The organism is Acidobacteriota bacterium (assembly GCA_040754075.1).
Classification (GTDB): domain Bacteria; phylum Acidobacteriota; class Blastocatellia; order UBA7656; family UBA7656; genus JBFMDH01.
Map to the genome: position 1 here is coordinate 361,335 of JBFMDH010000003.1, position 23,589 is coordinate 384,923.

Annotated in this window: 17 protein-coding genes; 2 read left to right on the forward strand and 15 right to left on the reverse strand. The window is 52.3% G+C overall.

Translation table 11 applies throughout. The annotated features are described in order from the left end of the window. Window positions 1–120: 120 nt before the first annotated feature. The 4 genes from AB1757_05465 to AB1757_05480 all read right to left on the reverse strand — a co-directional run bounded on the left by AB1757_05465 (window position 121) and on the right by AB1757_05480 (window position 4,110). A complete protein-coding gene (locus tag AB1757_05465; GenBank protein ID MEW6126467.1) occupies window positions 121–858 on the reverse strand; it encodes a sigma-70 family RNA polymerase sigma factor in 738 nt (245 codons plus the stop codon). A 51-nt stretch (window positions 859–909) separates the two neighbouring features. After that, window positions 910–2,808 (reverse strand): hypothetical protein, encoded by a 1,899-nt coding sequence (locus AB1757_05470; protein ID MEW6126468.1) that lies wholly within the window; start codon window positions 2,806–2,808, stop codon window positions 910–912. Window positions 2,809–2,821: 13 nt separating this feature from the next. After that, window positions 2,822–3,091 carry a hypothetical protein gene (locus tag AB1757_05475; GenBank protein MEW6126469.1) on the reverse strand — a complete coding sequence of 90 codons (270 nt, stop codon included), beginning with the start codon at window positions 3,089–3,091 and terminating at the stop codon, window positions 2,822–2,824. Window positions 3,092–3,279: 188 nt separating this feature from the next. Then, window positions 3,280–4,110 (reverse strand): phytanoyl-CoA dioxygenase family protein, encoded by an 831-nt coding sequence (locus AB1757_05480; protein MEW6126470.1) that lies wholly within the window; start codon window positions 4,108–4,110, stop codon window positions 3,280–3,282. A 274-nt stretch (window positions 4,111–4,384) separates the two neighbouring features. Between AB1757_05480 and AB1757_05485 the strand changes: the two genes are divergently transcribed. Together AB1757_05485 and AB1757_05490 are read left to right on the forward strand one after the other, a co-directional pair. After that, on the forward strand, window positions 4,385–4,780 hold the full coding sequence (locus AB1757_05485) for a hypothetical protein (GenBank protein ID MEW6126471.1): 396 nt from the start codon (window positions 4,385–4,387) through the stop codon (window positions 4,778–4,780). A gap of 555 nt (window positions 4,781–5,335) precedes the next feature. Beyond that, a complete protein-coding gene (locus tag AB1757_05490; GenBank protein ID MEW6126472.1) occupies window positions 5,336–6,772 on the forward strand; it encodes a nitronate monooxygenase in 1,437 nt (478 codons plus the stop codon). A gap of 339 nt (window positions 6,773–7,111) precedes the next feature. On the opposite strand, the gene AB1757_05495 is transcribed toward AB1757_05490, so the two are convergent. From AB1757_05495 to AB1757_05545, 11 genes are all read right to left on the reverse strand, one after another. Further along, window positions 7,112–9,550 carry an MFS transporter gene (locus AB1757_05495; GenBank protein ID MEW6126473.1) on the reverse strand — a complete coding sequence of 813 codons (2,439 nt, stop codon included), beginning with the start codon at window positions 9,548–9,550 and terminating at the stop codon, window positions 7,112–7,114. A 326-nt stretch (window positions 9,551–9,876) separates the two neighbouring features. Continuing rightward, window positions 9,877–10,437 carry a cytochrome c gene (locus tag AB1757_05500; GenBank protein MEW6126474.1) on the reverse strand — a complete coding sequence of 187 codons (561 nt, stop codon included), beginning with the start codon at window positions 10,435–10,437 and terminating at the stop codon, window positions 9,877–9,879. Next, the gene (locus AB1757_05505; GenBank protein ID MEW6126475.1) at window positions 10,434–10,976 is read right to left on the reverse strand and encodes a DUF3341 domain-containing protein; all 543 of its coding nucleotides are present in this window, start codon (window positions 10,974–10,976) and stop codon (window positions 10,434–10,436) included. Before AB1757_05505 ends, AB1757_05500 begins: the two co-directional genes overlap by 4 nt. Further along, entirely contained in the window at window positions 10,963–12,369 is a 1,407-nt protein-coding gene (nrfD, locus tag AB1757_05510) for an NrfD/PsrC family molybdoenzyme membrane anchor subunit (GenBank protein MEW6126476.1), read from the reverse strand. The genes AB1757_05505 and nrfD overlap by 14 nt, the downstream gene beginning before the upstream one ends. Window positions 12,370–12,371: 2 nt before the next feature. Further along, on the reverse strand, window positions 12,372–15,305 hold the full coding sequence (locus tag AB1757_05515) for a molybdopterin-dependent oxidoreductase (protein MEW6126477.1): 2,934 nt from the start codon (window positions 15,303–15,305) through the stop codon (window positions 12,372–12,374). A gap of 79 nt (window positions 15,306–15,384) precedes the next feature. Continuing rightward, window positions 15,385–15,972, reverse strand: a complete 588-nt coding sequence (locus AB1757_05520) for a cytochrome c3 family protein (GenBank protein ID MEW6126478.1) — start codon at window positions 15,970–15,972, stop codon at window positions 15,385–15,387. A gap of 4 nt (window positions 15,973–15,976) precedes the next feature. Then, window positions 15,977–16,750, reverse strand: a complete 774-nt coding sequence (narI, locus tag AB1757_05525) for a respiratory nitrate reductase subunit gamma (protein ID MEW6126479.1) — start codon at window positions 16,748–16,750, stop codon at window positions 15,977–15,979. 24 nt (window positions 16,751–16,774) lie between these two features. After that, on the reverse strand, window positions 16,775–17,359 hold the full coding sequence (narJ, locus tag AB1757_05530) for a nitrate reductase molybdenum cofactor assembly chaperone (protein ID MEW6126480.1): 585 nt from the start codon (window positions 17,357–17,359) through the stop codon (window positions 16,775–16,777). Between the two features lie 74 nt (window positions 17,360–17,433). After that, window positions 17,434–18,927: a nitrate reductase subunit beta gene (narH, locus tag AB1757_05535; protein ID MEW6126481.1), complete on the reverse strand. Its 1,494-nt coding sequence runs from the start codon at window positions 18,925–18,927 to the stop codon at window positions 17,434–17,436. A 115-nt stretch (window positions 18,928–19,042) separates the two neighbouring features. Then, window positions 19,043–22,681, reverse strand: a complete 3,639-nt coding sequence (locus tag AB1757_05540; protein MEW6126482.1) for a nitrate reductase subunit alpha — start codon at window positions 22,679–22,681, stop codon at window positions 19,043–19,045. Next, entirely contained in the window at window positions 22,678–23,550 is an 873-nt protein-coding gene (locus AB1757_05545; protein ID MEW6126483.1) for a c-type cytochrome, read from the reverse strand. Before AB1757_05545 ends, AB1757_05540 begins: the two co-directional genes overlap by 4 nt. Window positions 23,551–23,589 lie beyond the last annotated feature (39 nt).

The following is a 23,589-nucleotide window of genomic DNA, read 5'->3' on the forward strand; positions in this document are numbered from 1 at the left end:
ATATGAAATTGGAACGAGGCAGGGTGAACAAACAGCATCGTGAAATTGTTCGTTTAAACAATATTTTGCCGTTGTTCATCGTTCATCATTCCGCCTTCATCGTTTCTTCTGCCCTGAATCCTACATCCTGTGATTCAATTCCCTGTGTAACCAGGCTTCTGCCATTCGCAAATGACGGCGCACGGTGGCGACCGATATGGATTCGACATCAGCGATCTCTTCGATTTGCAGACCGGCGAAATAGCGAAGTTCAATCAAACGACTCTTGAGCGCATCAACATGTTCAAGGCCGATGAGCGCATCATCAAGGGCGATTAATTCCGTAGCGCGTTCAATTGAAAAGACGGCGGCTTCTTCAAGCGGAATACGAGGTTTGCCGCCACCACGTTTGTCGGTTTGATGTTTGCGCGCGTGGTCTATAAGAATCTGTCGCATGATATGCGCCGCGACGCCGAAAAAATGTGAACGGTTTGACCAGTTGATGTCCGTGTAGCCGCACATTTTCATGTAGGCTTCGTGAACCAGCGCCGTGCCTTGCAAGGTGTGGTCTTTGCGTTCACCGCGCAAATAATGGTTTGCCAATCGGCGCAATTCGTCATACACCAGCGGCGTCAGTTTTTCCAAAGCGGCGCGGTCGCCCCTGCGCCATTCTTGCAACAAGCGCGTGACCTCTTGTGGCGATGATTTCACCATAGACCGACTCTGCGGATTCGCTGAAATTATGTGTGATTCGCGCAGAGCATAGCGATTTGTCGCTTTGCCGTCAACGACTTCAAGTTGAACCTGACGGCGTCCGGCGTACAGCCAGCCAATGACCGAGCGTTTCAATTGATTGAGCTTGCCCATCTCTGAAATCATCGTCGCTTTTCGTGGTTTCGCAATTCGTCACCAATGATTTGTTGCTCACAATTATTTCAGGCGAGCGGCTTCGATATTCGCTTTTTTCAGAGGTCGCCAAATCGCCAAACCGTCTTCCCATTTGTTATGCGTCAAACGCAAGACTTTGCCGTCGGCTAGTCGCATCACATAAATTTCGCCAAACGGTTGCGGATTGAAAATCACTTCGTTGACCAGCGGCATTTCATCGGTGAAACCATTGCGTTCCGAAGCAAAGACCAACCATTTCCCGTCTGGCGAATAGCGCGGGTGGGTATCGCGGCGCGGCGAATCGGTCAAGCGACGCAATGCGCCGGGCGTGCCGTCTTCACTGATATCCAGAGTGTAAAGTTCATAATCGTCATCGCGTGTGCTTGCGAAAGCGATCTGTTTGCCGTCAGGTGAGAAGTTCGGCATGGTATCGGTCGCCGGATGATTGGTGAGGCGGCGAAGATTTTTACCATCGGCATCCATCAAATAAATTTCCTGATTGCCATCGCGGTTGCTGCGAAAGACGATGTGCCGACTGTCGGGCGAAACATCCGGCAACGCATTGTTGGCTTTTGAATCGGCAGTCAAATTTACCAGTTCGCTGCCATCGGTTCGCATTTTCCGAATATCGCAAATCGCCAGCGACCCGCCGAAAGGCTGACCGGTGGTGAAGGCAATCCATTCGCCATCTTTTGACCAAGTGGTAGCCCAACCGGGTTCTTTCAGGGATTGATAAAGCGGCTGCACGCGATTGCGGTCAAATTCGACTTTAAAGATTTGCCCGAATCCGGCAACCATCTGTTCGCCTTGCGGGTCGAATGAGGCGAAGGTTGCGCCGCGCAAGGGAATGAGTTTAATCAAACGGTCTGACAATGATTTGCTTTCATTCTTTCCGGCAACGCGCATGGGGAATTCGCCAATCGGCGTGGGAATCATCGCGGTTTTTTCAACAATGCCTGAACCGTGACAGACGAGCTTGCCGGCTTTCAAGTTGAAATCCGGCGCCCAATATTCATTCGCTGTGTCGCTTTCGAGACGCGGATTGCCGCCGTTTATATCCGAAGAAACAAGCTGCCAACGGTCATTCAATTTCGCTGCATAAGCGACGCGACCTTGGGCGAGTTCAACCGGCGACAAAGCTTTTACCCCTTTGGGCGAAATCGGCGCGGCATTTGTGCCATCGGCATTCATATGCCAGATGCGCAAATCGTTTTCGCGTTCACAATAAAAATAGAGGGTCTCGCCGTCACGCGACCAAACGGGCGAACCATCCCAACCTTTCGCATTCGTTAGTCGCGTCTGATTATTACCATCGAGATTCATCACATAGATTTCGCTGCCCGGTGAACGCCCGACAAAAGAGGCTTTGGTGTATTCGTCGCGGTCGCTCGCAAAGGCTATGCGTTTCCCGTCAGGCGAAAAGCTCGGATTGAAATTGCCCGCCCGATTGCGCGTCAAGTTGATGGCTTGCGCTGTCGGAGCAGAAGATTCCGGGCGAAACGGCAAGAGGTAAATATTGGCGTTGCCGTCGCGTGTCGAAACATAAGCCAGCCATTTGCCATCGGGCGAAATCGTCGGCGCATCTTCCAACGCCTCGGTGCCGACAAGCAAACGCGGCGCGCCGCCCGTTTGCAAATCCAAAACGAAGAGGTCGGGATTGCCGCGCCGTTCCGAACAAAAAACCACCCAGCGACCATCCGGCGAAAAGACCGCGTTGTAATCGAGCGCCGGGTCATCGGTCAAGCGTTTGGGCGCGGCTCCGGCTTTGTCGAAAAGATAGATGTCCCAGTTGGTCGGGCGATTCGACGCAAAGACCAACGTTTCCGTCGGCGTGGCGGCGCGCGCGTTTGCGACTGCCGATAAAAAAGCGAGACTTAACAAACCGCACAGTAAGGTTTTTATAAAAGAAACGTTGAATCGTTGTCGGCATCTTCTCAACATAATTTTTCTCCTCTTAAAATATCGAATCCTGTTTGATAACCAATGCGGCGTGACTGTCTGTGCGCGCGTTGAAAGGGTTTGGCGTTCTCTTAACCATTGTCTGTTTGCTTTGTTGTCGTTTTCGCCAATCAAGGAATGCCAGCCAAATGACGCAAAGCAAGAGGAGCAACAAAAATCCCAAAACGATTTGCGTACAGGCGTTCACCGCAGGCAGCAATATATCTTCAAATTGTCGGTGGGCGATTTCCGGGAAAGGTCTTTGAAATAAGAGAAATTCACGCATGGCATCTCCTTTCTTGGCACAGAATTCAAATGTCGAAGGCGGCTGTTTTCGAGCCTTCACATCGTAAGGCGCGATTCGGAAAGGAAATCGCTCACCAAGAAAATTTTTTACAAATTTTTTTTAATGGAAAAAAGAAAGCGTGAAGATAAAGTTCACTTGGAAAAATTGTGGAAAACAGGGTGACCGATTTACTTCTGCCAGAGAATCGGGTTGAGCGGACTGGCGGCGATTTCGCCGGGTTTAATGCCGGGCATCCAGGTGGCTAAATCGGCTTCACGATTGGGATGGTCGGGCGCGACGACGCGCGCATCCGCTGCCATATAAATGATGGTCATTACTTCGCGCATGCGGTTTGTCGGATTGGCGGGCGCGCTGTGCAAAGTCCAACCGGCGTGAAAAGTCGCATCGCCCGCGCGCATCGCTCCATAAGTGTGGGTCGAAAGCCCACGCCCTGAAATCAATTTTTGAAATTCGGACTGCGATTCATCGGAAATCGGCAACTTGTCGAGATACCCTAAACGGTGCGAACCCGAAACAAAAGTCATGCTGCCAATCTCTGAAGTAATATCGACCAGCGGCATCCACATGGTGATGGTGTGCGGGGTGTCGAGGGGCCAATAAAACTGGTCTTGATGATAAGGCGTTGCGCCGCCGCCCGGTTCTTTGTAAAGCGCCTGGTCGTGATACATCCGTACGCCACTAACATTCATCAACTCGGCGGCAATTTTTGCGAAGCGTTTGGCGAAAGCAAACCGCTTGACGCCTTCATCTTTCGTCCAAAGATTCATGATTTGCAAAAAGGCTTTGCCATAAGTATCGCGGTCTTCGAGCTGGCGGGTCTCGGTGTTGTAGCGTTGTGCTGCGGCAGTGATGACCGGACGATAGGCGTTGATTTCTTCTGTTGTGGCAATCCCGGGTAAATAAATATGCCCGTCGCGTGCAAAACTCTCGCGCATCGCGCCGGTTATCGAATAGTCGCTGCTCAAATCGGGTAAATGGTCTACCGGACGATCAATCATACAATTCTCCGAAATTTAAAAAGTTGAGGGCAAACTATAAACCTTATGGCGCGATGCCGGTAGCTCTTTTTGACAAAGGCGCGATCCCGGCAAACTTCGCTTATGCCTTGCGGTCGGCTACCCATCTCATCATAAGCATCATAAAAATGATGAATTCACATTATTGTTGAATCCCTGTCAAAGCGCAAAAATACAAAAAGGGACAAACAAGTCCGCTAGTCTTCAGTGGTCATGAAATTAGTATGTGGCTGAATGAACAGCCCGGAAGGAAGTAATGATGAAACGTCTTATATTTGCTTTTTTGATGATAGCGATGTTTTCTGCTGGAGCCTTGTTGCAAACCGGACAAGCCGAAAATCTGCGCCGTGACCAGGCGGTCGTTGACTTTCCTGATACCGTCAAACTTTTGGATGTTCTGTTAAAGGGGCGCTATGTTGTGGTTCACGATGATGAGAAAAAAGCTCAAGGCTTACCCTGTCTCTATGTTTACAACTTCAAGAATGGCAAAGCCGGTGATCTGGTGGTGTCGTTTCATTGTCAGCGCGTCGCGCGACCAATGGCTGACAAATTTTTTGTGCGCGTCACCAGCCGCCGGACACCCTTTGATGTGCCTGAAATTCAGGAGATTCAATTTGCCGGAAGCGCCGACGGTCATGGAGTTCACCAATAACCGGTTTGCGCCTGACCTCTTTTTGCAATGGGATAGCGGATCAGGCGGGTAAATTAAATCTAAATCCAAACTAATGAGATTGGTAGAGGCGCGAAGTTGAGAGTCCACGCTTTAGGGTGACTTGCTAGCCTTCAGGCTGGACTCTGAACTTTACCTGTGCCCCAATCTCCGGCAGTCTGATTTAGCGCAGGATGACTGGCAAACTACCAAACATCCTACCGATGATTATTAAGTGAAAGCGTAAACTGAACGAGTGGAGGTGAAAGTATAGCCGTTCATTCCGAAAACACACGGAGCTTAGGCAATGCTTTACGCGCCTTCGTTGATTACCAACAGCTTCGCAGGTCGTTTGGAACCGCTCGTCACACTGGCGTTCGTGCGGTTTCTGGGTTTAGGATAAATCCCTTCGCAGACATACCCGCAAGAGTAAAGAATAATCGTTGTCATTGCCAACGTTGTGCCGGAAGGTTTGCGGCAAAGCACTGGCATCTCGCGGATTGTTTGCAACCCCTTTAAAGCGATCAGCAGGGCGCATTAAGAATGAAGGTGTCAGGCATGAATTTGCCAATGATTATTCAAGGCGGAATGGGCGTAGCAATTTCGGATTGGCGATTGGCGAAAGCCGTTTCACAGACCGGACAGTTGGGCGTGGTATCAGGAACCGGACTCAGTCGCGTGTTAATCAGTCGCTTGATGGATGGCGACCTTGCAGGACACATCCGCCGCGCCTTGAGCCATTTTCCTATACCGGAAGCGGTGCAAAATATTTTGCATCGTTATTATATTCCCAAGGGAAAAACCCCACCGCATCCTTACAAAACATTGCCTGCTTATACGGTTCGTCCATCGAGGTTTCTTGATCAACTCACGGTCATCGCCAATTTCGTTGAAGTCTTTCTTGCCAAAGAAAATCATACCGGTTTGGTCGGCATCAACCTACTTGAAAAAGTGCAATTGCCTAACCTCGCGTCGCTCTATGGCGCGATGCTCGCCGGTGTGGATTTTGTGTTGATGGGCGCGGGCATTCCCACACAGATTGCCGGAGTCTTGAATAAACTGGCAATGCACTTATCAACGAAGTATCGCCTCAATGTCGTGGGCGCAGACCATGACGACGCCTACCATATGCATTTCGATCCGCAGCAAGTTTTCTCTGGCATCACCAACATCATCGGACAACTCAAACGCCCGCGTTTCCTGCCGATTATCGCTTCGACAGGGTTGGCGCAAGCTCTGCTCAAACGCAGCGAAGGCAAGGTGGACGGTTTCGTAATCGAAGGTCACACGGCTGGCGGACACAATGCGCCACCGCGTGGCGCGCTGCAACTGAATGAAGCGGGCGAGCCAATTTATAGCGACAAAGATGCTGTAGAGTTGGCAAAGGTACGGCAGTTGGGATTGCCTTTCTGGTTGGCAGGGGGGTATGGACATCCGGCGCAATTGCAGAAAGCCTTGGATGCAGGGGCAGCGGGGATTCAGGTGGGAACGGCGTTTGCCCTTTGCAATGAATCAGGCATGGAGCCGGAATTGAAAAAGCGATTGCTGGGCAAGGTACTCCATCAAAAGGTAAAAGTTTGCACGAGTTCTATAGCTTCGCCGACAGGTTTTCCTTTCAAAATAGTCATACTTGAAGACACCTTGTCAGAGAAAGAAATTTATCAAGCGCGTTCTCGGATTTGCGATCTGGGTTTTCTACGTACACTGTTCAAACGCGCTGATGGCGCACTCGGCTATCGTTGTCCGGCGGAGCCTGTCGAGGCTTACCTGAAAAAAGACAGGCAACTCGAAGATACCATCGGCAAAGTGTGTTTATGTAATACCCTGGTGGCAACAGCGGGTTTCCCGCAACGCCGCAAAAACGGCTATATTGAGCCGCCGCTGGTGACGAGTGGCGATGATTTGATAAAGGTCAGGCAATTTCTGAGTTCCGGTAAAACCGACTACTCCGCTAAAGAGGTTATAGATTATTTGCTTGGCGAAATCTTGCAGTGAGGCACTCGCCGGATAATTACCCGCCGGAGCGGTGTGCAACGGGCGAAAGGTCTTGCGTGGCGGTCAACAGATAAGTCATCAACCGGCAACTACAGATAGTCAAAGAAAACTGAATTTTCAAACCGCTTGACGCCATATCAACTTCTTGTTTGACCAAAATATCCCGTTTAGCGCGTTCGTTAAGCAAACGTCGCGCACCCTGTCTGGCAACTCTCACAACTCATTGGCGGTCAATTCGAGGGATGTCGTCAGAGTCAGATCAAGGCGCGCCCACTCGTAGATTTCAAGGTGATGCCTAATTGCCACTCTGATATGTGTGAATGCCCATCTTCATCCTCATCATGCTGTTGCCGCTTCATAGGGTTCGCCTCTGTGGCGCAGGAAGATAAAATAATTCATGGCTAAACAGAGAAGCGCAAAAACCGAAAGGAAAATAAACCCCAGCGTATAGGAACCGGTTTGTCCGCGAATCACGCCTAACACCAGCGGCGGGAAAAAGCCGCCCAGTCCGCCTGCCGCGCCGACAAGTCCAGTGATGGTTCCGGTTTCGCGCGGGAAATATTCCGGCACCAGTTTGAAGACCGCCCCGTTGCCTGCGCCCAACATCGCCGCGCAACCTAACACTCCGATGGTGAAAACCAGCATGTTTGATGAGAGCAACCCAAGCGATAAAAGCGTGATGCCTGCGAGCACGAAAAACAACACCCGCGCGCCGCCGTATTTGTCCGCTAGTCCGCCGCCAAAGGGTCGCATCGCGGTTGCCACAATCACAAAACCGGCAACCCGCGCCCCCGCATCGGTCATCGTCAACCCGAAAATATCTTTGAGCAGGGTCGGCAAATAGAGGCTCAGCGCAACGAAGCCGCCGAAGGTCAGGAAATAGAATAACGACAACACCCAGGCAATCGGCTCGCGTTTTAAGATGGCGAAATATTCGCCAAACTTTTTCGGTTGGGAAGGCACAGCGGCGTTACGCGCTAATGCCAGAAAGACCAACCCGAATAGACCTGCCAACGCGCCGAATATCCAGAATGGCACACGCCAGTTGCCGGTGGCGGCAACCAAAGCAGGCGCGCCAAACACAGCGATGGATTGCCCGATGTTGCCCATCCCATAAACTCCCAGCGCGATGCCCTGTTGATGCGCCGGAAACCATTTCGAGGTGAACGATACGCCTACCGAAAAACTCGTTCCCGCAAAACCCAACAACAAACCCCAACCAATCAAGCTTGCATAAGAGTTGCTGAAGCTCGCGCCAATTGCCGGAAACAGACAAAAACATAAGAGCAAGCCGAATACTTTGCGCCCGCCGTATTTGTCCGCAAGAATGCCCAGCGGCAAACGACCGATGGAACCCAGCAACACCGGGACGGCAATCAATATCGCAGTTTGCACAGGCGTGAGGTTGTAGAGTTCACGAAAACGCGGAGCCAGCGCCCCCATCAATCCCCACGCCGCAAAGCTAACCGCGAACCCGATGGTCGAAAGCGCCAGGGCGCGGTAGGCGCTGGCGTCCCACGCAACAGGTTCTTCCTCCGTTTCATCCGAATGCAGCGCCAGACTCTCCGCCAAATAGGGGTCGTGTTTGGGCAACAACGCGGCTTTCTTCAAGCCTTCAACAAACGCCCACACAAAGAGCGCCGCAAAACCGATTAACAGCGTGAGGTCAACATAACCGGGCAAGGATGAGAGTCCCAACGCCGGATAAATCATCACATACAAATCCAGCCAGTGACCGACGAGAATAATCGCGCACACCCACAGCAATAACGTTTCGCTGCGTTTGGCGCGGCGCGAAATCAACAAGGCGAAAGGCAACACCCAGTTCAAAAAGAGGTTCAAGAGGAAGAAAAATTTCCAGCCGCCGGTTTGCGTGCGGCGTATGTAATAAATGGTCTCTTCGGGAATGTTGGCGTAATAAATCAACAGGTATTGCGACAGCCAGATGTATGCCCAGAAGGTTGAAAATCCAAAGACCAGTTTGCCGAGATTGTGCAGATGGTCGGCGTTGAGTTGCGGCAATACGCCGCGCCGATGCAAGACAATGGCAAGAACCGTGATTGCCGCAATCCCGCTTAGAAACAATCCCGAAAAACAATAAAAGGCATAAATCGTGCTGTAGAATTCGGCTTCAAGCGACATGAGCCAATCGAAACTCGCCAGCGAAAAAGTGATGGCAAAGACTGCCAGAAAAATTGCCGACAGTTTTTTGCTCCGCGTCGTGTGTGCGGGCAACCGGTCTTCATCCTGCCGATGTGATTCTCTGACCATGAGCCAGGCAAACACTGTCCATAACGCCAGCGCCACCAACATGCGCGCAAAGAAAAACGGCGTGTTCAAAAACGTCAGTTTCAGGTGCAATCCGGCGCTCGCTTCCGCTGATGAAAAATGGGTCCATTCGTAGAGCGTGTGTCTGCCGAAAAAGACCGTGAGCATAGCCATCGCGCCAAGCGGCAGATAATTCATCATCGCTTCGGGAATGCGGCGAATGACCGCGCTCCAGCCGGCGTTCGAGACATGATAAATGCTCAAAAAAACCATTGCGCCAAGCGCCAGCGTCAGGAAATAAAAAGCGTTGAGCAACACTCCTGCCCACGCTCTCGGGCTTGCGAACATCAATCCGGCGAGCAAACCAACTCCGCCAACGATGAAGGAAGCGGTCAGGATTTTCTGCTCGCGCGCTGTTATGAATGCCTGATTTGCCATAATTACTCTCACATAGTTCTGATACTCTTCTGCCGAGAAAGCGACATCTGACCACCTGGTTTTGATGGTCAATATCGTCCTGCGTTGATTCGTTATAAAAGCATTGCGGCTGTGCCGCTTTGATGTGCGGTGAGTCTCGGACTCACCGTTGAGTCGCTATTTTTCTTTCGGGGCTACGCCCCAATTGGCGGCGTAGCCGCAAGTTTCAGACGATAAGCTTTGCGGAAAGGCTTAGCCTTTCCGCACATCAAAGCGGCATAGCCGCCCGAAACCGAGATGTAGAGACGACGGGCTGCGCCACTGGCTAAGCTCCTCTGCGCCTCCAGCGCAAAATTTCAATTATCAACAAGGCTGAGGAATTACTTTTGCCTTTTGCCTTTTGCCTTTTGCCTTTCTGTTTACTGTCTCTGCAATTGGCGTATGTAGAGAATCACTTTCCAACGGTCATCAACTCCGACCTGCGCGGCGTGCGCCGGCATATCCTTGCGTCCCAGCGTGATGACATGAAACATCTGACCGTCCGGTAGATTTTTTGAAGTTTCGGTTTTATACGAAGGCGGATTGGGATATTTCGGAATAATCGCGCCATCACCGCCGCCCGTCGCGCCGTGACACACCGCGCAATAATTGGAGTAGATGTATTGCCCGCGCGCCAGATTTTCCGGCGTCGGCGCAAATGGGTTTTTCAATTCGCGTCCGGCTCTTGCGGCTTCCGCTTCGCCCGCGCCAAAGTGGAACGGTTTATAACCTCTGGGAATGGTGCCTTCGACCGGCATCTGCGCGGTCATGCGATTGGGCAACACCGGGTTTGAAGTCTGCGAAAGATAAGCGGGCGAATATTGCATCTGCGTTGTCCACTCGCGATTGCGTACCGTCACATCCCGACCAAGCAGATACAAGCCGCCGCATACCACCACAGGCAACAGCAGGACGGTCAACCATTCGAGCCTTTTTTTCATACGAATTGATCTCCTTCGATGACGCGAATCGCCCCGTGTTTATTGACGATTTTAAATGCTCGTCGGGCATCGAAGGCGGCATCGGCTTGTTTTAACACCAGCACGAAACGGTCATCGGTGACGCGGTCAAAGGTCTGTTTTTTGCTGAACAACCACAAACGATTGTTGATGAGCAGGACGCCAATGGCAATCAATCCCGAAAACAACACCATCAACTCGAAGGTCACGGGGATAAACAGCGGAAACGAATTGAACGGTTTGCCGCCGACATTCAAGGGCCAGTCATACGCCGAAGTCCACACCTGCAAACCGAGTCCGAAAGTCAAACCGACGGCTCCCGCGATAAACGCAATCCAGGTCAGTTTCGAGCGTTTCAAGCCGACCGCTTTATCCAACCCGTGAACCGCAAACGGGGTAAACGCATCGTGAATTTCAAAACCCGACTCGCGGGCTTCAATCGCCGCCGCTTTCAAATCATCTTCACGTTTGAAATAGATGGCGAGATAGCGAACATTGGCTGAAGCTTTAACGGCGAGCATAATGCAATACCCCCTTGATTTCGTTCATCGAGATGACCGGAAAGAGCCTTAAAAAGAGCAGAAAGAAAGTGAAAAACATGCCGAAGCTGCCAAACATAATCGTTACTTCCGTGAGCGTCGGCATATAGCTTGCCCAACTTGACGGCAGAAAATCGCGGTGCAACGAGGTGACAATAATGACGAAGCGTTCAAACCACATACCGACATTGACCAGAATTGACAGCACGAAAATTGCCGGAATCGAAGTGCGAATGCGTTTCGACCAGAAGAGTTGCGGCACGATGGCATTGCAGGTCACCATCGTCCAGAATGCCCAGGCATAAGGTCCCATCACCCGATTGATGATGACGAAGGATTCATTGGGATTGCCGCTGTAAAAGCCGATGAAGATTTCCGTAAGATAGGCGATGGAGACAATCGAGCCGGTCAACAACGTCACTTTGCACATATTTTCCAGATGCTGCACGGTGATGTAGTTTTCGAGGCGCATCAATTTTCTGACGGCAATCATCAAGGTCATCACCATCGCAAAACCTGAGAAGACCGCTCCCGCGACGAAGTACGGCGGAAAGATGGTCGAATGCCAGCCCGGGATCACCGAGGTCGCAAAATCGAAACTGACGATGCTGTGAACCGAAAGCACCAGAGGCGTCGCCAGTGCCGCCAACACCATATAGACCGTTTCATAACGCGACCAGGTATGATTCGAGCCGTTCCAACCGAGACTCATCACTTTGTAAACGGCGCGACGAAATTTTGACACCGTGCGGTCGCGCGCCGTCGCCAAATCAGGTATCAAGCCGAGATACCAGAAGACCGCAGAGATGGTGAAGTAAGTTGAAATCGCAAAGAAATCCCACACCAGGGGCGAGCGAAAATTGACCCACAACGAGCCGCGTTGATTGGGATACGGCAATATCCAGTAAAACAGCCACGGTCGCCCCATGTGAATGACCGGAAAAATTCCCGCGCACATCACCGCAAACAACGTCATGGCTTCCGCCGAGCGATTCACCGAGGTGCGCCATTTCTGATTGAACAGAAAAAGAATCGCCGAGATGAAAGTTCCGGCATGACCGATGCCAATCCAGAAAACGAAATTGGTGATGTCAAAAGCCCAGCCCACGGTTTTATTCAATCCCCATGTGCCGATGCCGGTGTTGACGGTGTGCGCGGTGGCAATGATTCCGGCGCACATCACCACAAAAGCCGAGAGAAATGCCGTCCACCAACCGACGCCGGGTTTTCTGTCAAGCAGGCTACAGATGTCTTCCGTAACTTCGCCGTAACTTTTGTCGCCTTCGATGAGCGGTTTGCGAAGCGGCGAGAGCGCTTCAGGCGAAGTGTCTGACTTACTCTCTTCGTGAACGATTTTTTCAAACGCCACAGCCATAGTTATGCCTTCTCCTCCTGAATATTTCGCACCTTTGCCAGATAGCTGATTGCCGGGCGCAGATTCAATTCTTCAAGCAATATGAAATCGCGCTTGTCGTGTTTGAAGCGATTGACGCGGCTTTCGAGATTGACCAAATCGCCAAAGGTGATTGCTTGTGCAGGGCAACTCTGCTGGCAGGCGGTTTGAATTTCACCGTCGATGATTTCGCGTTCTTCATTGCGCGCGCGGATTTTCACTTCTTCAATGCGTTGCACACAGAAGGTGCATTTTTCCATCACCCCGCGTGTGCGCACCGTGACATCCGGGTTGAGCGCGAGGTTGGCAATCGGGTCTGGATGTTGATACTCGAACCAGTTGAAGCGGCGCACCTTGTAGGCGCAGTTGTTGGCGCAATAGCGCGTGCCGACGCAGCGATTGTAAACCTGCATATTCAGCCCTTCGCTGCTATGCACAGTCGCCAGCACCGGGCAGACACTTTCGCACGCCGCGTTCTCGCATTGCGCGCACATCACCGGTTGATAAATCACCCGCTCCTGCTCTTTCTCCTCTTCGTAATATCGGTCAACTCGCAGCCAGTGCATTTCGCGTTGCCGCCGCACTTCGTCTTTGCCGACCACCGGCACATTGTTTTCCGCCTGACAACTCAACAAACAAGCCGAACAACCCGTACAGGCATTGAGGTCAACCACCATACCCCATTTGTGTTCAGGATAGGCGTGGTCTTGCCAGATGCTTTTCGGATGTTCGATTTTGCCCTGGTTTTCCGTGTGACCTTCGAGGAATTCCGCAAGCGACACTTCTTTAATCAGCGGTCTGCCATCAAGCGTGTTGTGGCGTTGCGTCAATGCCAGTTCAACTTTGGCAGGCGTTTTTTCAATCGTGATGTCTGACGTTTGATACTGAAACGCGCCGTTATCGAAAGCCACCAACGGATAAGCGTTCACGCCAACCCCATTGCCGACTTTGCCGGCGCGGGTTCTGCCATATCCAACCGCAATCGCCACGCAATCGTCGTGTTGGTGGGTTTGAATGTAAACCGGAAGTTCGACAACCGTATCGCCTTTGCTGATGCGAATGACCCGACCATCTTCGAGTTGCAACTTTGCGGCAAGCGCCGGCGAGATGCAGGCATAATTATCCCAGGTCACTTTGGTAATCGGGTCGGGCAATTCCTGTAACCAGGGGTTGTTTGCCTGCGAGCCATCGCGCAAAGCAATCTTTTCATAAAGCGTCAGGTACAATTTGCCCGCCGTTTCATCAGCGCGTTGTGTTAAACGTTTGACCGCCGCGCTCAAATCATCAGCGGAAAAAGTGGCGGGCGTTACCGGGGGCGTCGCTTCAATAACGAATGCGCCATCGTGCAGGGCGTTGTCCCAGAATTCATCGAAACTCGCATGTTTGGTTTGTTGCGGGAAAAGCTGCGCTTGCCAACGCGCTCGCAATACCTCGTAAAATTTGCGCTCGTCATTGCTCCAACGCAACAGGCTCTCTTGCCAGCTTCGCGTTTGAAACAGTGGCGCAATCGTCGGTTGACTCAAACTGAAAACGTCGGTCACGGGCTGGGCATCATCCCAGGATTCAAGCTGATGATTTCGCGGGCAGACATAATCAACCAGTGCAGAGGTTTCATCAAGGTATGCGTTGAGCGAAACCTTCAAGCCAACTTTTGCCAGCCCGTTTTTGAATTCATGGCTGTTGTAAAAATCATAAGCCGGATTGGCATCCACGATAATCAACGCGGCGACTTCACCGGCGTTCATCTCGCGCACCAGTTCAACCATGTCGCTATCGTTTTCAATGCGTGGTTGCGCCGCGTTGCTGATGAAAAGCGTTTTGCCATAATTGCCCAGCGTCTGATTGATGAAATTGACAACCTGCTGCGCGTCCGTGTTGTTTGCGCCGCTGATGACCAGCGATGCGCCGCGATGGCGAATTAATTGTTCAGCGGCTTGTTCGACAACTTGTCGAACTTTCGCAGGCAAGCGTTCGGCAGGGATAGCGGCAAAATCACTTTGATTGGCAACTCTGGCTTTCACGGCAATCAACTTCGCAAGCATTAACAACGCCCCTATCTCTTCGGCGGGCGAAACCTTCACACGCTTATCGGCGTTGCTGCCGGTCAAGGACAAACGCGATTCAAATTGAATGTGATGCGATAACTCGTGCTGCTCAGGTTGGAGATTGCGCGCCGCCGTATAAGCGCGGGTGAATTGCACCGGCGAAATCCACGCGCCGAGAAAATCCGCGCCGAAACTCACAATCGTTTTCGCTTTGTCGAAATGAAACCTGGGCAAAGCCGCGAGGTGATGCGTTTGCTGATGCGCTTCACGAATCGCTGAATTTGAAACGGCGCTATAGACGATGTGTTTGCCATCGGTGAATTGCTTGAGGAAATTATCGATGGTTTCGCGTGAAGTCGGACTGGTAGTCGGCGAACTGAGCAGGCGCACTTTGCCGCCCGATTGTTTAATGGTCGTGAGTTGCCAGTTGATTTGCTGGTCAGCGTCTTCCCAGGTTGCCGCTTGCGATTTGATTAACGGTTGGCGCAAGCGTTCGCTGTCATAAAGCCCGAATACCAAACCGTGAGCAAGGGCGCAAAGTCCGCCTTGGCTTACCGGATGTTCGGCATTGCCTTCGAGTTTAATCGGGCGACCGTCGCGCACTTTGACGAGTGTGCCGCAAGCCGCCGGGCAACCGCCGCACACCGAGGCATACCAGTTGGCAACGCCGGGCGTGAATTCAACCGGCTGGTTCACGTAAGGAATAATTTTCTGTTCCGGGGCGCGGCAACCGCTGAGTGCCGCAGCCGCAATCGAAAAACCTACCAATTCGATAAACGCGCGACGCGGCATCGTTGAGCGCGGCGCATCGCCCGATTCGCGTTCGTCGGCATCTTGCCGTTTGATGATTTGCCAAAGTTTCTCTTCGGTCATAAGACTCTCTTCCGAGTGATGAGTGATGAGTGATGAGTGTGGTGAAAGGTGTGTTCTAACCTCATCACTCATCACTTTTTTAATGATGACAAACCGAACAATCCGTCGAAGCCATCAATTTTTTCGCGGTCGCTTCTTCAGTCACCACCGGTCTGCCCGCTGCATCCAGCGTCACTTCGCGATGCGAGCGGTGACAGGTCACACAAGTCCCCATTGACAGCGGGTCGGCTTGCGAGATTCTATCCATCGTTTCCACCGCGCCGTGACATTGCTGGCACTTGAGACCAGCGACGACGTGACGACTGTGATTGAACACCGCGTGATCCGGCAAATCGTTGACCTTCACCCATTCGATGGGCTGGTTTTCGTCAACTGCTTGAGCAATCTTTTGAATTTCCGGCGAATCTTTCAAAATTCGCTTGTGACAATTCATACAGGTCGAAGCGGCGGGGATGCCCGCAACCTTCGATTTATCCGCGCCCGTGTGACAATAGAGGCAGGCAATCTGATTATCTCCGGCGTGCAACTTGTGCGAAAAGTTGATGGGTTGCACAGGCTCGTAGCCTTGTTGATTGCCGAGCGAACTGAAACTAGCGCCTTGCCACAAAACGATTGCCCCGGTGATGGTCACCAGCAGAGAGACGATTTTTGCTGTCCTCAAACTCATCTTCTCACCTCGTAATTGCCGGACGATTCGTTGCTGTCGGTTCGACGCTTAATGGCGCAGCCACTTCTGCCGGGTGCGGTTTCGGATGCCATGCCTGACCGCGAATCTTTTTGCGATTCCAATTCCACATCACCAGTTGATAAGGTCGCCACAAATAGGGAATCGGCACGACCAACATATGCACAAGGCGCGAAAACGGAAACACCGCAAGCAACAACCAGGCATTTAACACATGAAGTTTTACACCGAGCGGCAACGGCGCCATCATCGCTAAATCGGGTTGCAGGGTAAATAACGAACGCAGGTAAGGCACCAGTGAAGTCGCATACCACGACGACCCCCAGCGATAAAAAATGGCGATGTAAATGCCCAGCCCGACTTGGGTGAGCAACAACAACAGCACCACGATGTCCATCTTTGAGGTGACGGCGCGAATGCGCGCAGAGGTGTGACGACGGATAATTAAATTCACCAGCCCCGCAAGCGCCATCAAACCGAATAACAGCCCAATGCTTTCAAGCAGGTACAACCGCAAAGGCACGCCGTTAAACCACAAGACCTGTCGCGGAAACAGCAAGCCGATCAAATGCCCGAAAAACAGCGCCAGAATGCCAATGTGCCAGGAGACTGAGCCGTAAAAAAGTTCGCCGCTTTCCAGAAATTGCGAGGACAGGCTCGAATAAGTGAAAGGCTTTTTGATATAGCGTTGCACACTCACGACGACAGCCAGGATGACTACGGCATAAGGAATGATGATGAAAAAAAGATTATCGTACATAAACCTGACCTCTCATTTAGCCAATCAAAATGGATGCGATTGCAACACCGGCAATCCGACGCTCTTGCGCCACGCCGACGCTTCGACATTGGCGTTTGCTTGCGGCGCTTCGTCTTTCAAGGTCGCAGCGATTGCCGCTATCAAACTGCCGTAAAAGTTTTCAGCTTTTTGCAAAGCCGCGGTCATCAAATCAAGCGCCGGAATCAGGCATTCGGTTATCAACGCGCCGCGCAGTTCCGCGTCTTCAAGTTTCACAAGCAAGCGCAATAACACTGGCAAGTAATCGGGCAACTGTCGCGCTTGTCCCAAGGCAAACGGGGTTTCGGTTTCGCGCAGCTTCGCCAGAAAAACGCCACGCTTATAATTTTCGCCAAACAGGTGATAACCGATTTCCAGATTGCACACCGGATTCAAATCGAAGGTCTGCGTATAGCGTTCCTGAAGTGTTGCCAGCGACAAGTCTTCCACCGCTTGCAGAAATTCCAGCAACCGTGCGGCGCTCGCCAAGGGTTTCTGATTCATCAAGCATTTGCCTTCGGCTATGCGCGACAGCCAATCAGCGGTCGGATAATCGAGCAAATCGGCATAAATTTCATAAGGTTGTTTCATTGCAGTCTCGCAGTTCCTGCGGCACAGCCGCAATCAAGTGCTATCCAAATCATCATCAAGCCCTCATTCTGAAGTTACGCGCCGCGCGCCGGTCGGTCGCGAAAGCCCATACCGGCTTCGCCCCTGTCCATCAGAAAATCATCGCTCAACATCTGCATCGCTTCTTCTCTGTGCGACGGCGGAATCACGAAGCGTTCATCCATCGTCGGCAACGAAGTCAACCGGTACACCGCTTCGGCTTCCGCTTCGTTCATCTTGACTTCGTTGAGGGCGTGCTTGACCACAACCTTATCCATATCGCCTACGGTATCCAGACGTTTGAACAAACGCACGGCATACTGTTTCTTCAAGGCATAGCGGACGGGTTCAAGGTTGCCGCCGGAAAATAGTTTCGCCAGATACTGCATCGGCAGGCGCGCTTTTTCGATTGGCGAAAACAACTCAGCATTTGCCGTGTCGTAAGTTCCATCATCGGTATTCGCCATCACCGGCAACAGCGGCGGCACATAAAACAACATCGGCAGGGTGCGAAATTCGGGATGCAAAGGCAAAGCGAGTTTCCACTCTTTGACGTATTTGTAAACCGGCGAACGGCGCGCGGCTTCCAGCGTCGCGTCATCTATGCCGTTTCTGAGCGCCGCTTCGCGCACCTCCGGGTCGAACGGGTCAAGGATTAAATCGCGCTGCGCTTCAACCAGTTGGTCATCCGGCACATTCATCGCGTCAAGGATTTTGTCTGCGTCATAGAGCAAGCCGCCGAGATAACGAATCCTGCCGACACAGGAATGAAAACAGGCGGGCGCTTGCCCGGTTTCAAGGCGCGGGAAACACAGAATGCACTTTTCGCTTTTGCCGGTTGACCAGTTATAGAAGGTCTTTTTGTATGGGCAAGCGGTCACGCACATACGCCAGCCGCGACAGACTTCCTGATTGATTAAAACGATGCCGTCTTCGCCGCGTTTGTAAATCGCTCCCGATGGACAAGCCGCCACACAGCCAGCGTTCAAGCAGTGATTGCAGATGCGCGGCAGATAGAAAAAGACCAGTCGTTCAATCTCGAACAACTCCTGGCGTTGTTTGTCGGTGAGCGCAGCGAAGTTCGGGTCGTTGGCGGCATAGATAGGCGAACCGCTCAAATCGTCATCCCAATTCGGTCCCGCTTCGATATTCATGGGTTGTCCCGTGACCATCGAAATCGGTCGCGCCGTCGGTTGGTCTGCGCCTTCCGGCGCGTTAAACAGGTCTTCGTATTTATACGTCCAAGGCTCGTAATAATCATCAAGCTTGGGCATATAGGGATTGTGAAAAACATTCAAGACGCGCAGCACGCGCCCACCCATCTTCAATTCGGGCTGCCCGTTTTTACGCTCCCAACCACCTTTGTATTTTTCCTGGTCTTCCCACGCCGTCGGATAGCCGGTTCCGGGTTTGGTCTCGACATTATTCCACCACATGTATTCCGCGCCTTTGCGGTCAGTCCAAACATTTTTGCAGGCTATCGAACAAGTGTGACAGCCGATGCACTTGTCGAGATGAAAGACCATCGAAATTTGTAAGCGAACATCCATATCTTCTCCGTAAAAGTCTGGAGTCGAGAGGCAAGAGTCTGGAGTGAATGGAGCGATAGGCGGCTGCGGTTGTCTCCGACTCTCAACTCCAGACTCTTGCCTCTCGACTGTTTTATCACCAATTAACTTTCTCCATCTTGCGCACCAACACGAAGGTGTCGCGGTTGACACCCGTCGGTCCCCAGTAATTGAAGTGATAAGTGAACTGTCCGTAACCGCCGACCATAAACACCGGTTTCAAGCGTATGCGCGTCAAGCTGTTGTGACCGCCGGCACGACGGTTATTTCGCATAGGCGATTTCGGCACTGACAGCGTGCGCTCCGGCGAGTGGTATTGAATGCAAATGCCGCGCGGAATACGCGCACTGACGATGGCGCGGGTGCAGACTACGCCATTGTCGTTGTAGGCTTCGACCCAATCGTTGTCGTTGATGCCAAGCGCCGCCGCGTCTTCATCGTTTATCCACAGCGGCTCGCAACCCCGCGACAGGGTCATCATTCGATGGTTGTCCGAATAGGTCGAGTGAATGTGCCACTTGCCATGCGGCGTCAGGTAATTCAATGCCAGCGTCTTGCCGTCGGTGCGGCTGTGTTTGAGGTCGCCGTACTGCGCAGGCTTAGGCACAGGTTTATAGGTCGGCAGGTTTTCGCCAAATGCGATGTAGCCTTCGTGGTCTAAATAAAATTGCTGCCGTCCGGTGAGGGTTCGCCAGGGAACCAGCTTTTCGTAGTTGTATGTGAATGCCGAATACGCCCGTCCGTCATTGATCAATCCAGACCAGATGGGGCTGTTATGCAAACGGCGCGGTTGCGATTGCAGGTCTTTGTAAGTGGCTCTCGCGTGACGGCTCTTTTCGGCGAGGTCTGCGAGCGGCAAGCCGACTTTCTTTTCGACGAATTGATAGGCGCGATAGGCAAGCTCGCCATTGGTTTCCGGCGCGAATAACAAAATCATGTCCGCCGCTTCTTCGGCTCTGCGCAGCGATGGATAGCGCTGCCCATTCCATTCGCTCAAGGCGTAATGTTGCGATTCCAGCACTTCATCGTAAACGTCGGCGACTGCATACTTCACTCCGTGCGCCCCCATGCCGTTTTTCTTTGCCAGTGGTCCAAGCGAGATGAATTGATGGTAAAGATTCGGATAATCACGCTCGACAACCGTAAGATGCGACATGGTTTTTCCGGGCACGGGTTCGCATTCGCCTTTGCCCCAGTCTTTGATCGAAGGTTGCGCCAGTTCATCCGGTGTGTCATGCGCGAGCGGCGACGCCACTAAATCTTTCACCGGCACAGGCAGATGTTTTTCGGCAAGCTCGGAGACTTTTTTTGCGAGCGCGCGGAAGATGTCCCAATCACTGCGCGATTCCCAGCAAGGCGGCACCGCTTCCGACAGCGGGTGAATGAACGAATGCATATCGGTTGAATTCAAATCGGCTTTTTCGTACCACGTCGCCGCAGGCAACACGATGTCGGAATAGAGCGCCGAAGTATCCATGCGGAAATTCAAATCAACCACCAAATCCATTTTGCCTTGCGGCGCGTCGCCGTCCATCAACACGTCTTTGACGAAGCCTTCGGCGCACTCTTCGGCAACGTCGTTGTGATGCGTGCCGAGATAATGTTTGAGGAAAAACTCATGACCTTTGGCGCTCGACATCAAAGCGTTGCCGCGCCAGATGAACCACACGCGAGGCCAGTTTTCCGGGGCGCTCGGATTATCCATCGTTGAATGAATGTGCTTTTGTTGAAGTTGACGAACCGTGTAATCAACGATCTCTTTATCGCTCTTTGCGCCGGCGCGCATTGCATCGTTGACGATTTGCCGATTCGGTTTATCGAATTGCGGATAGAAAGGCAGCCAACCGCAGCGCACGGCTTTTGCCTGTAAATCAATGGCGTGACCGCTGGCAAGGCTTGCTGCGCCGTTCGCGTCGGCGTTTGGCGGCACGGTGTGATATTCGGTGAAGTTGCCTTCATAACGCCACTGCTCGCTGTGAACGTAATGCCAGGATGGCGCGTTTTGCAGACGCACTGCCGGAACCCAATCGCGGGCAAAAGCAATGGTTGACCACGAACCAACGAGCGCCAGTTTTTCCTGCCCGACATAATGATTCAAGCCGCCGCCGTTTTTGCCTACACAACCGCACAACATCAAAGCGGTGATGGCGGCGCGATACATCAGGTTGTTGTGATACCAGTGATTGATACCCGCGCCGATGATGACCGAGCATTTGCCTTCGGTAGCCTCGGCGGTTGACGCCCATTCGCGGGCGAACTTGATGACCGTCTCAAGGCTTACGCCTGTGAATTGCTCCTGCCAGGCGGGCGTATAGGAGTAGCGCGCATCTTCGTAGTTGTCGGGGTAATCGCCCTTGAGTCCGCGACTGACGCCGAATTGCGCGAGCAATAAATCGTAAGCGGTCGTCACGAGTTGTTCGCCGTCCGTGGTCTGTATGCGTTTTGCCGGAACCTGACGACGAAAGACAAAGCCCGAAGCGAATTCGTGAAAGGCTACAGAAACAAGTTCGTCGTAAGTTTCAATGAAAGATAATTGCGGGTCTATTTCTGACCCGTCGCTGGCGTCTTTGAATTCAAGGTTCCATTTGCCTTGTTCCTGTCCCCAGCGATGCCCCATCGAACCGCCGGGCATTCGCGCTTCGTTCGAGAGCGCATCATAGACTAAAAATTTCCAGTCGCCGTTTTCTTCATTTTTATAGCGGTCGAGTTGATTGGCGCGCAGCAAGCGGTCTGGCGCGTAGCTCTCATCTTGCTTTTCAAGGTTCACTAAGAAAGGCGAATCGGTGTAGCGTTTGACGTAGTTCAAAAAATAGGGTGTCGGTTTTTCAACATGAAACTCTTTGAGAATGACGTGATTGACCGCCATCCAGAAGGGTCCGTCTTGCCCGGCATGCAGCGGAATCCACTGGTCTGCATACTTGGCGACCTGATTGAAGTCTGGCGCCAGCACGACCATCTTGGTGCCATTGTGACGCGATTCGGCGGCGAAGTGGCAATCGGGCGTGCGCGTCATGTTGAGGTTTGACCCCATCACCGCCATGAATTTCGAGTTATACCAGTCGGCGCTTTCGGCAACGTCGGTTTGCTCGCCCCAGATTTCCGGTGAAGCCGGCGGCAGGTCACAATACCAATCATAAAAACTGAGGTTGACGCCGCCGAGCAGTTGCAGGAAGCGCGCCCCTGCGGCGTAACTCAGGAAAGACATTGCCGGGATAGGCGAGAATCCCGTGATGCGATCTGAGCCATGTTTTTTGATGGTGTAGATGACCGAGGCGGAAATCAACTCAAGCAACTCGTCCCAATCGCCGCGCCGAAAACCCCCTTTGCCACGGGCGCGTTGATAACGGGCGCGCGATTCTTCATCGCTGACGAGGGCTTCCCAGGCGGCAACCGGGTCATCGAAATCGCGTCGCGCATCGCGCCACAAATCAAGCAAAGCGCCGCGAATGTAAGGGTATTTGATGCGGATGGGCGAATAGAGATACCACGAATAAGAGATGCCGCGTTGACAGCCGCGTGGTTCATAAGGCGGCAAGCCATCTTCCAGCAAAGGATAATCGAGCGCCTGCATCTCCCAGGTGACGATGCCCTGTTTGACATAGACATTCCAACTGCAACCGCCGGTGCAATTGACGCCGTGGGTGCTGCGTATGACTTTGTCATGCTGCCAGCGATTGCGATAGAACTCTTCCCAGGAGCGCGTTTCGGGACTGATTAAATCTTTAATCCAATTCAATGTTTATTCCTCCGCACCAGTTCTTCGCGCACGCCGCGAAGCCGATTTCTCCAAATGCGATTGAGCGCCACAAGTGACAACACCAGGGCGACGAAACCGATTACTGGAAACCACAAGTTGAGCGGCGCGACCGGTGACTGGGTTTGCGCCGCCGGATAAGTGAATTTGGCGTTTTGAAAATAAGCGAAGAGGCGGACAATCTCTTCATCGGTCAAAGGCTTTGCGCCAAAAACGCTTTTCATCGTCGGGAAATTCGGGTTCTGTAAAATTGAAATCAATTCGGGGTCTTTGTACTTGGCATTGACGGCAGTCAAATCGGGTCCAAGCGTGCCACCGCCGAAACTGCCTATGCCGTTGACATTGTGACAGGCGATGCAGGAAGTGCCGCCGTTATTGAGACCGACTTTGCCCGCGAAAGTGTCGCGCCCCGCGTCGATGTCGCCTGCTTCGATTGGACGATAGAGTTTTGCGCCTGCCGGAATAAAGGTCTCGCCTTTTTTGGTGAGAGACTCAATAAGCGTTAAGATACCATAAATCTGCTCCGCTGTGAGCGCCTGGTCGGGCATGACTTCGGGAGCGAATTTCTTAAACAGCGCGTTGGCATCCGCATCGCCTTTGCGATTCAGGGCGGCGGGCGCTTGAATGAATTCGCGCAACCATTCTTTCGAGCGCCGTTCGGTTACACCTTTTAAATCGGGACCTTTTTTATCGCCGCCATTGATGTTGTGACAACTGTAACAACGCTTCTCGAAATCCATTGCGCCGGCGGGCGGCGTTTGCGCTGTTGCCTGTTGCGTGAAACCGGCAAAGAGGATGAAAATCCCAATAAACACACACAATATTTTGACTATAATCACTCTACCTGACATAAAACCGACTCCGAATTTTGCTGAATTTTATCCGGCATC

What these genes read in the sequence shown, in the direction of transcription:
- narI (MEW6126479.1), bottom strand. Translation starts at nt 16,750, where the DNA reads ATGTACGATAATCTTTTTTTCATCATCATTCCTTATGCCGTAGTCATC.
- narJ (MEW6126480.1), bottom strand. Translation starts at nt 17,359, where the DNA reads ATGAAACAACCTTATGAAATTTATGCCGATTTGCTCGATTATCCGACC.
- AB1757_05485 (MEW6126471.1), top strand. Translation starts at nt 4,385, where the DNA reads ATGATGAAACGTCTTATATTTGCTTTTTTGATGATAGCGATGTTTTCT.
- AB1757_05500 (MEW6126474.1), bottom strand. Translation starts at nt 10,437, where the DNA reads ATGAAAAAAAGGCTCGAATGGTTGACCGTCCTGCTGTTGCCTGTGGTG.
- AB1757_05505 (MEW6126475.1), bottom strand. Translation starts at nt 10,976, where the DNA reads ATGCTCGCCGTTAAAGCTTCAGCCAATGTTCGCTATCTCGCCATCTAT.
- AB1757_05475 (MEW6126469.1), bottom strand. Translation starts at nt 3,091, where the DNA reads ATGCGTGAATTTCTCTTATTTCAAAGACCTTTCCCGGAAATCGCCCAC.
- AB1757_05465 (MEW6126467.1), bottom strand. Translation starts at nt 858, where the DNA reads ATGATTTCAGAGATGGGCAAGCTCAATCAATTGAAACGCTCGGTCATT.
- AB1757_05480 (MEW6126470.1), bottom strand. Translation starts at nt 4,110, where the DNA reads ATGATTGATCGTCCGGTAGACCATTTACCCGATTTGAGCAGCGACTAT.
- AB1757_05515 (MEW6126477.1), bottom strand. Translation starts at nt 15,305, where the DNA reads ATGACCGAAGAGAAACTTTGGCAAATCATCAAACGGCAAGATGCCGAC.
- AB1757_05470 (MEW6126468.1), bottom strand. Translation starts at nt 2,808, where the DNA reads ATGTTGAGAAGATGCCGACAACGATTCAACGTTTCTTTTATAAAAACC.
- AB1757_05545 (MEW6126483.1), bottom strand. Translation starts at nt 23,550, where the DNA reads ATGTCAGGTAGAGTGATTATAGTCAAAATATTGTGTGTGTTTATTGGG.
- narH (MEW6126481.1), bottom strand. Translation starts at nt 18,927, where the DNA reads ATGGATGTTCGCTTACAAATTTCGATGGTCTTTCATCTCGACAAGTGC.
- AB1757_05520 (MEW6126478.1), bottom strand. Translation starts at nt 15,972, where the DNA reads ATGAGTTTGAGGACAGCAAAAATCGTCTCTCTGCTGGTGACCATCACC.
- nrfD (MEW6126476.1), bottom strand. Translation starts at nt 12,369, where the DNA reads ATGGCTGTGGCGTTTGAAAAAATCGTTCACGAAGAGAGTAAGTCAGAC.
- AB1757_05490 (MEW6126472.1), top strand. Translation starts at nt 5,336, where the DNA reads ATGAATTTGCCAATGATTATTCAAGGCGGAATGGGCGTAGCAATTTCG.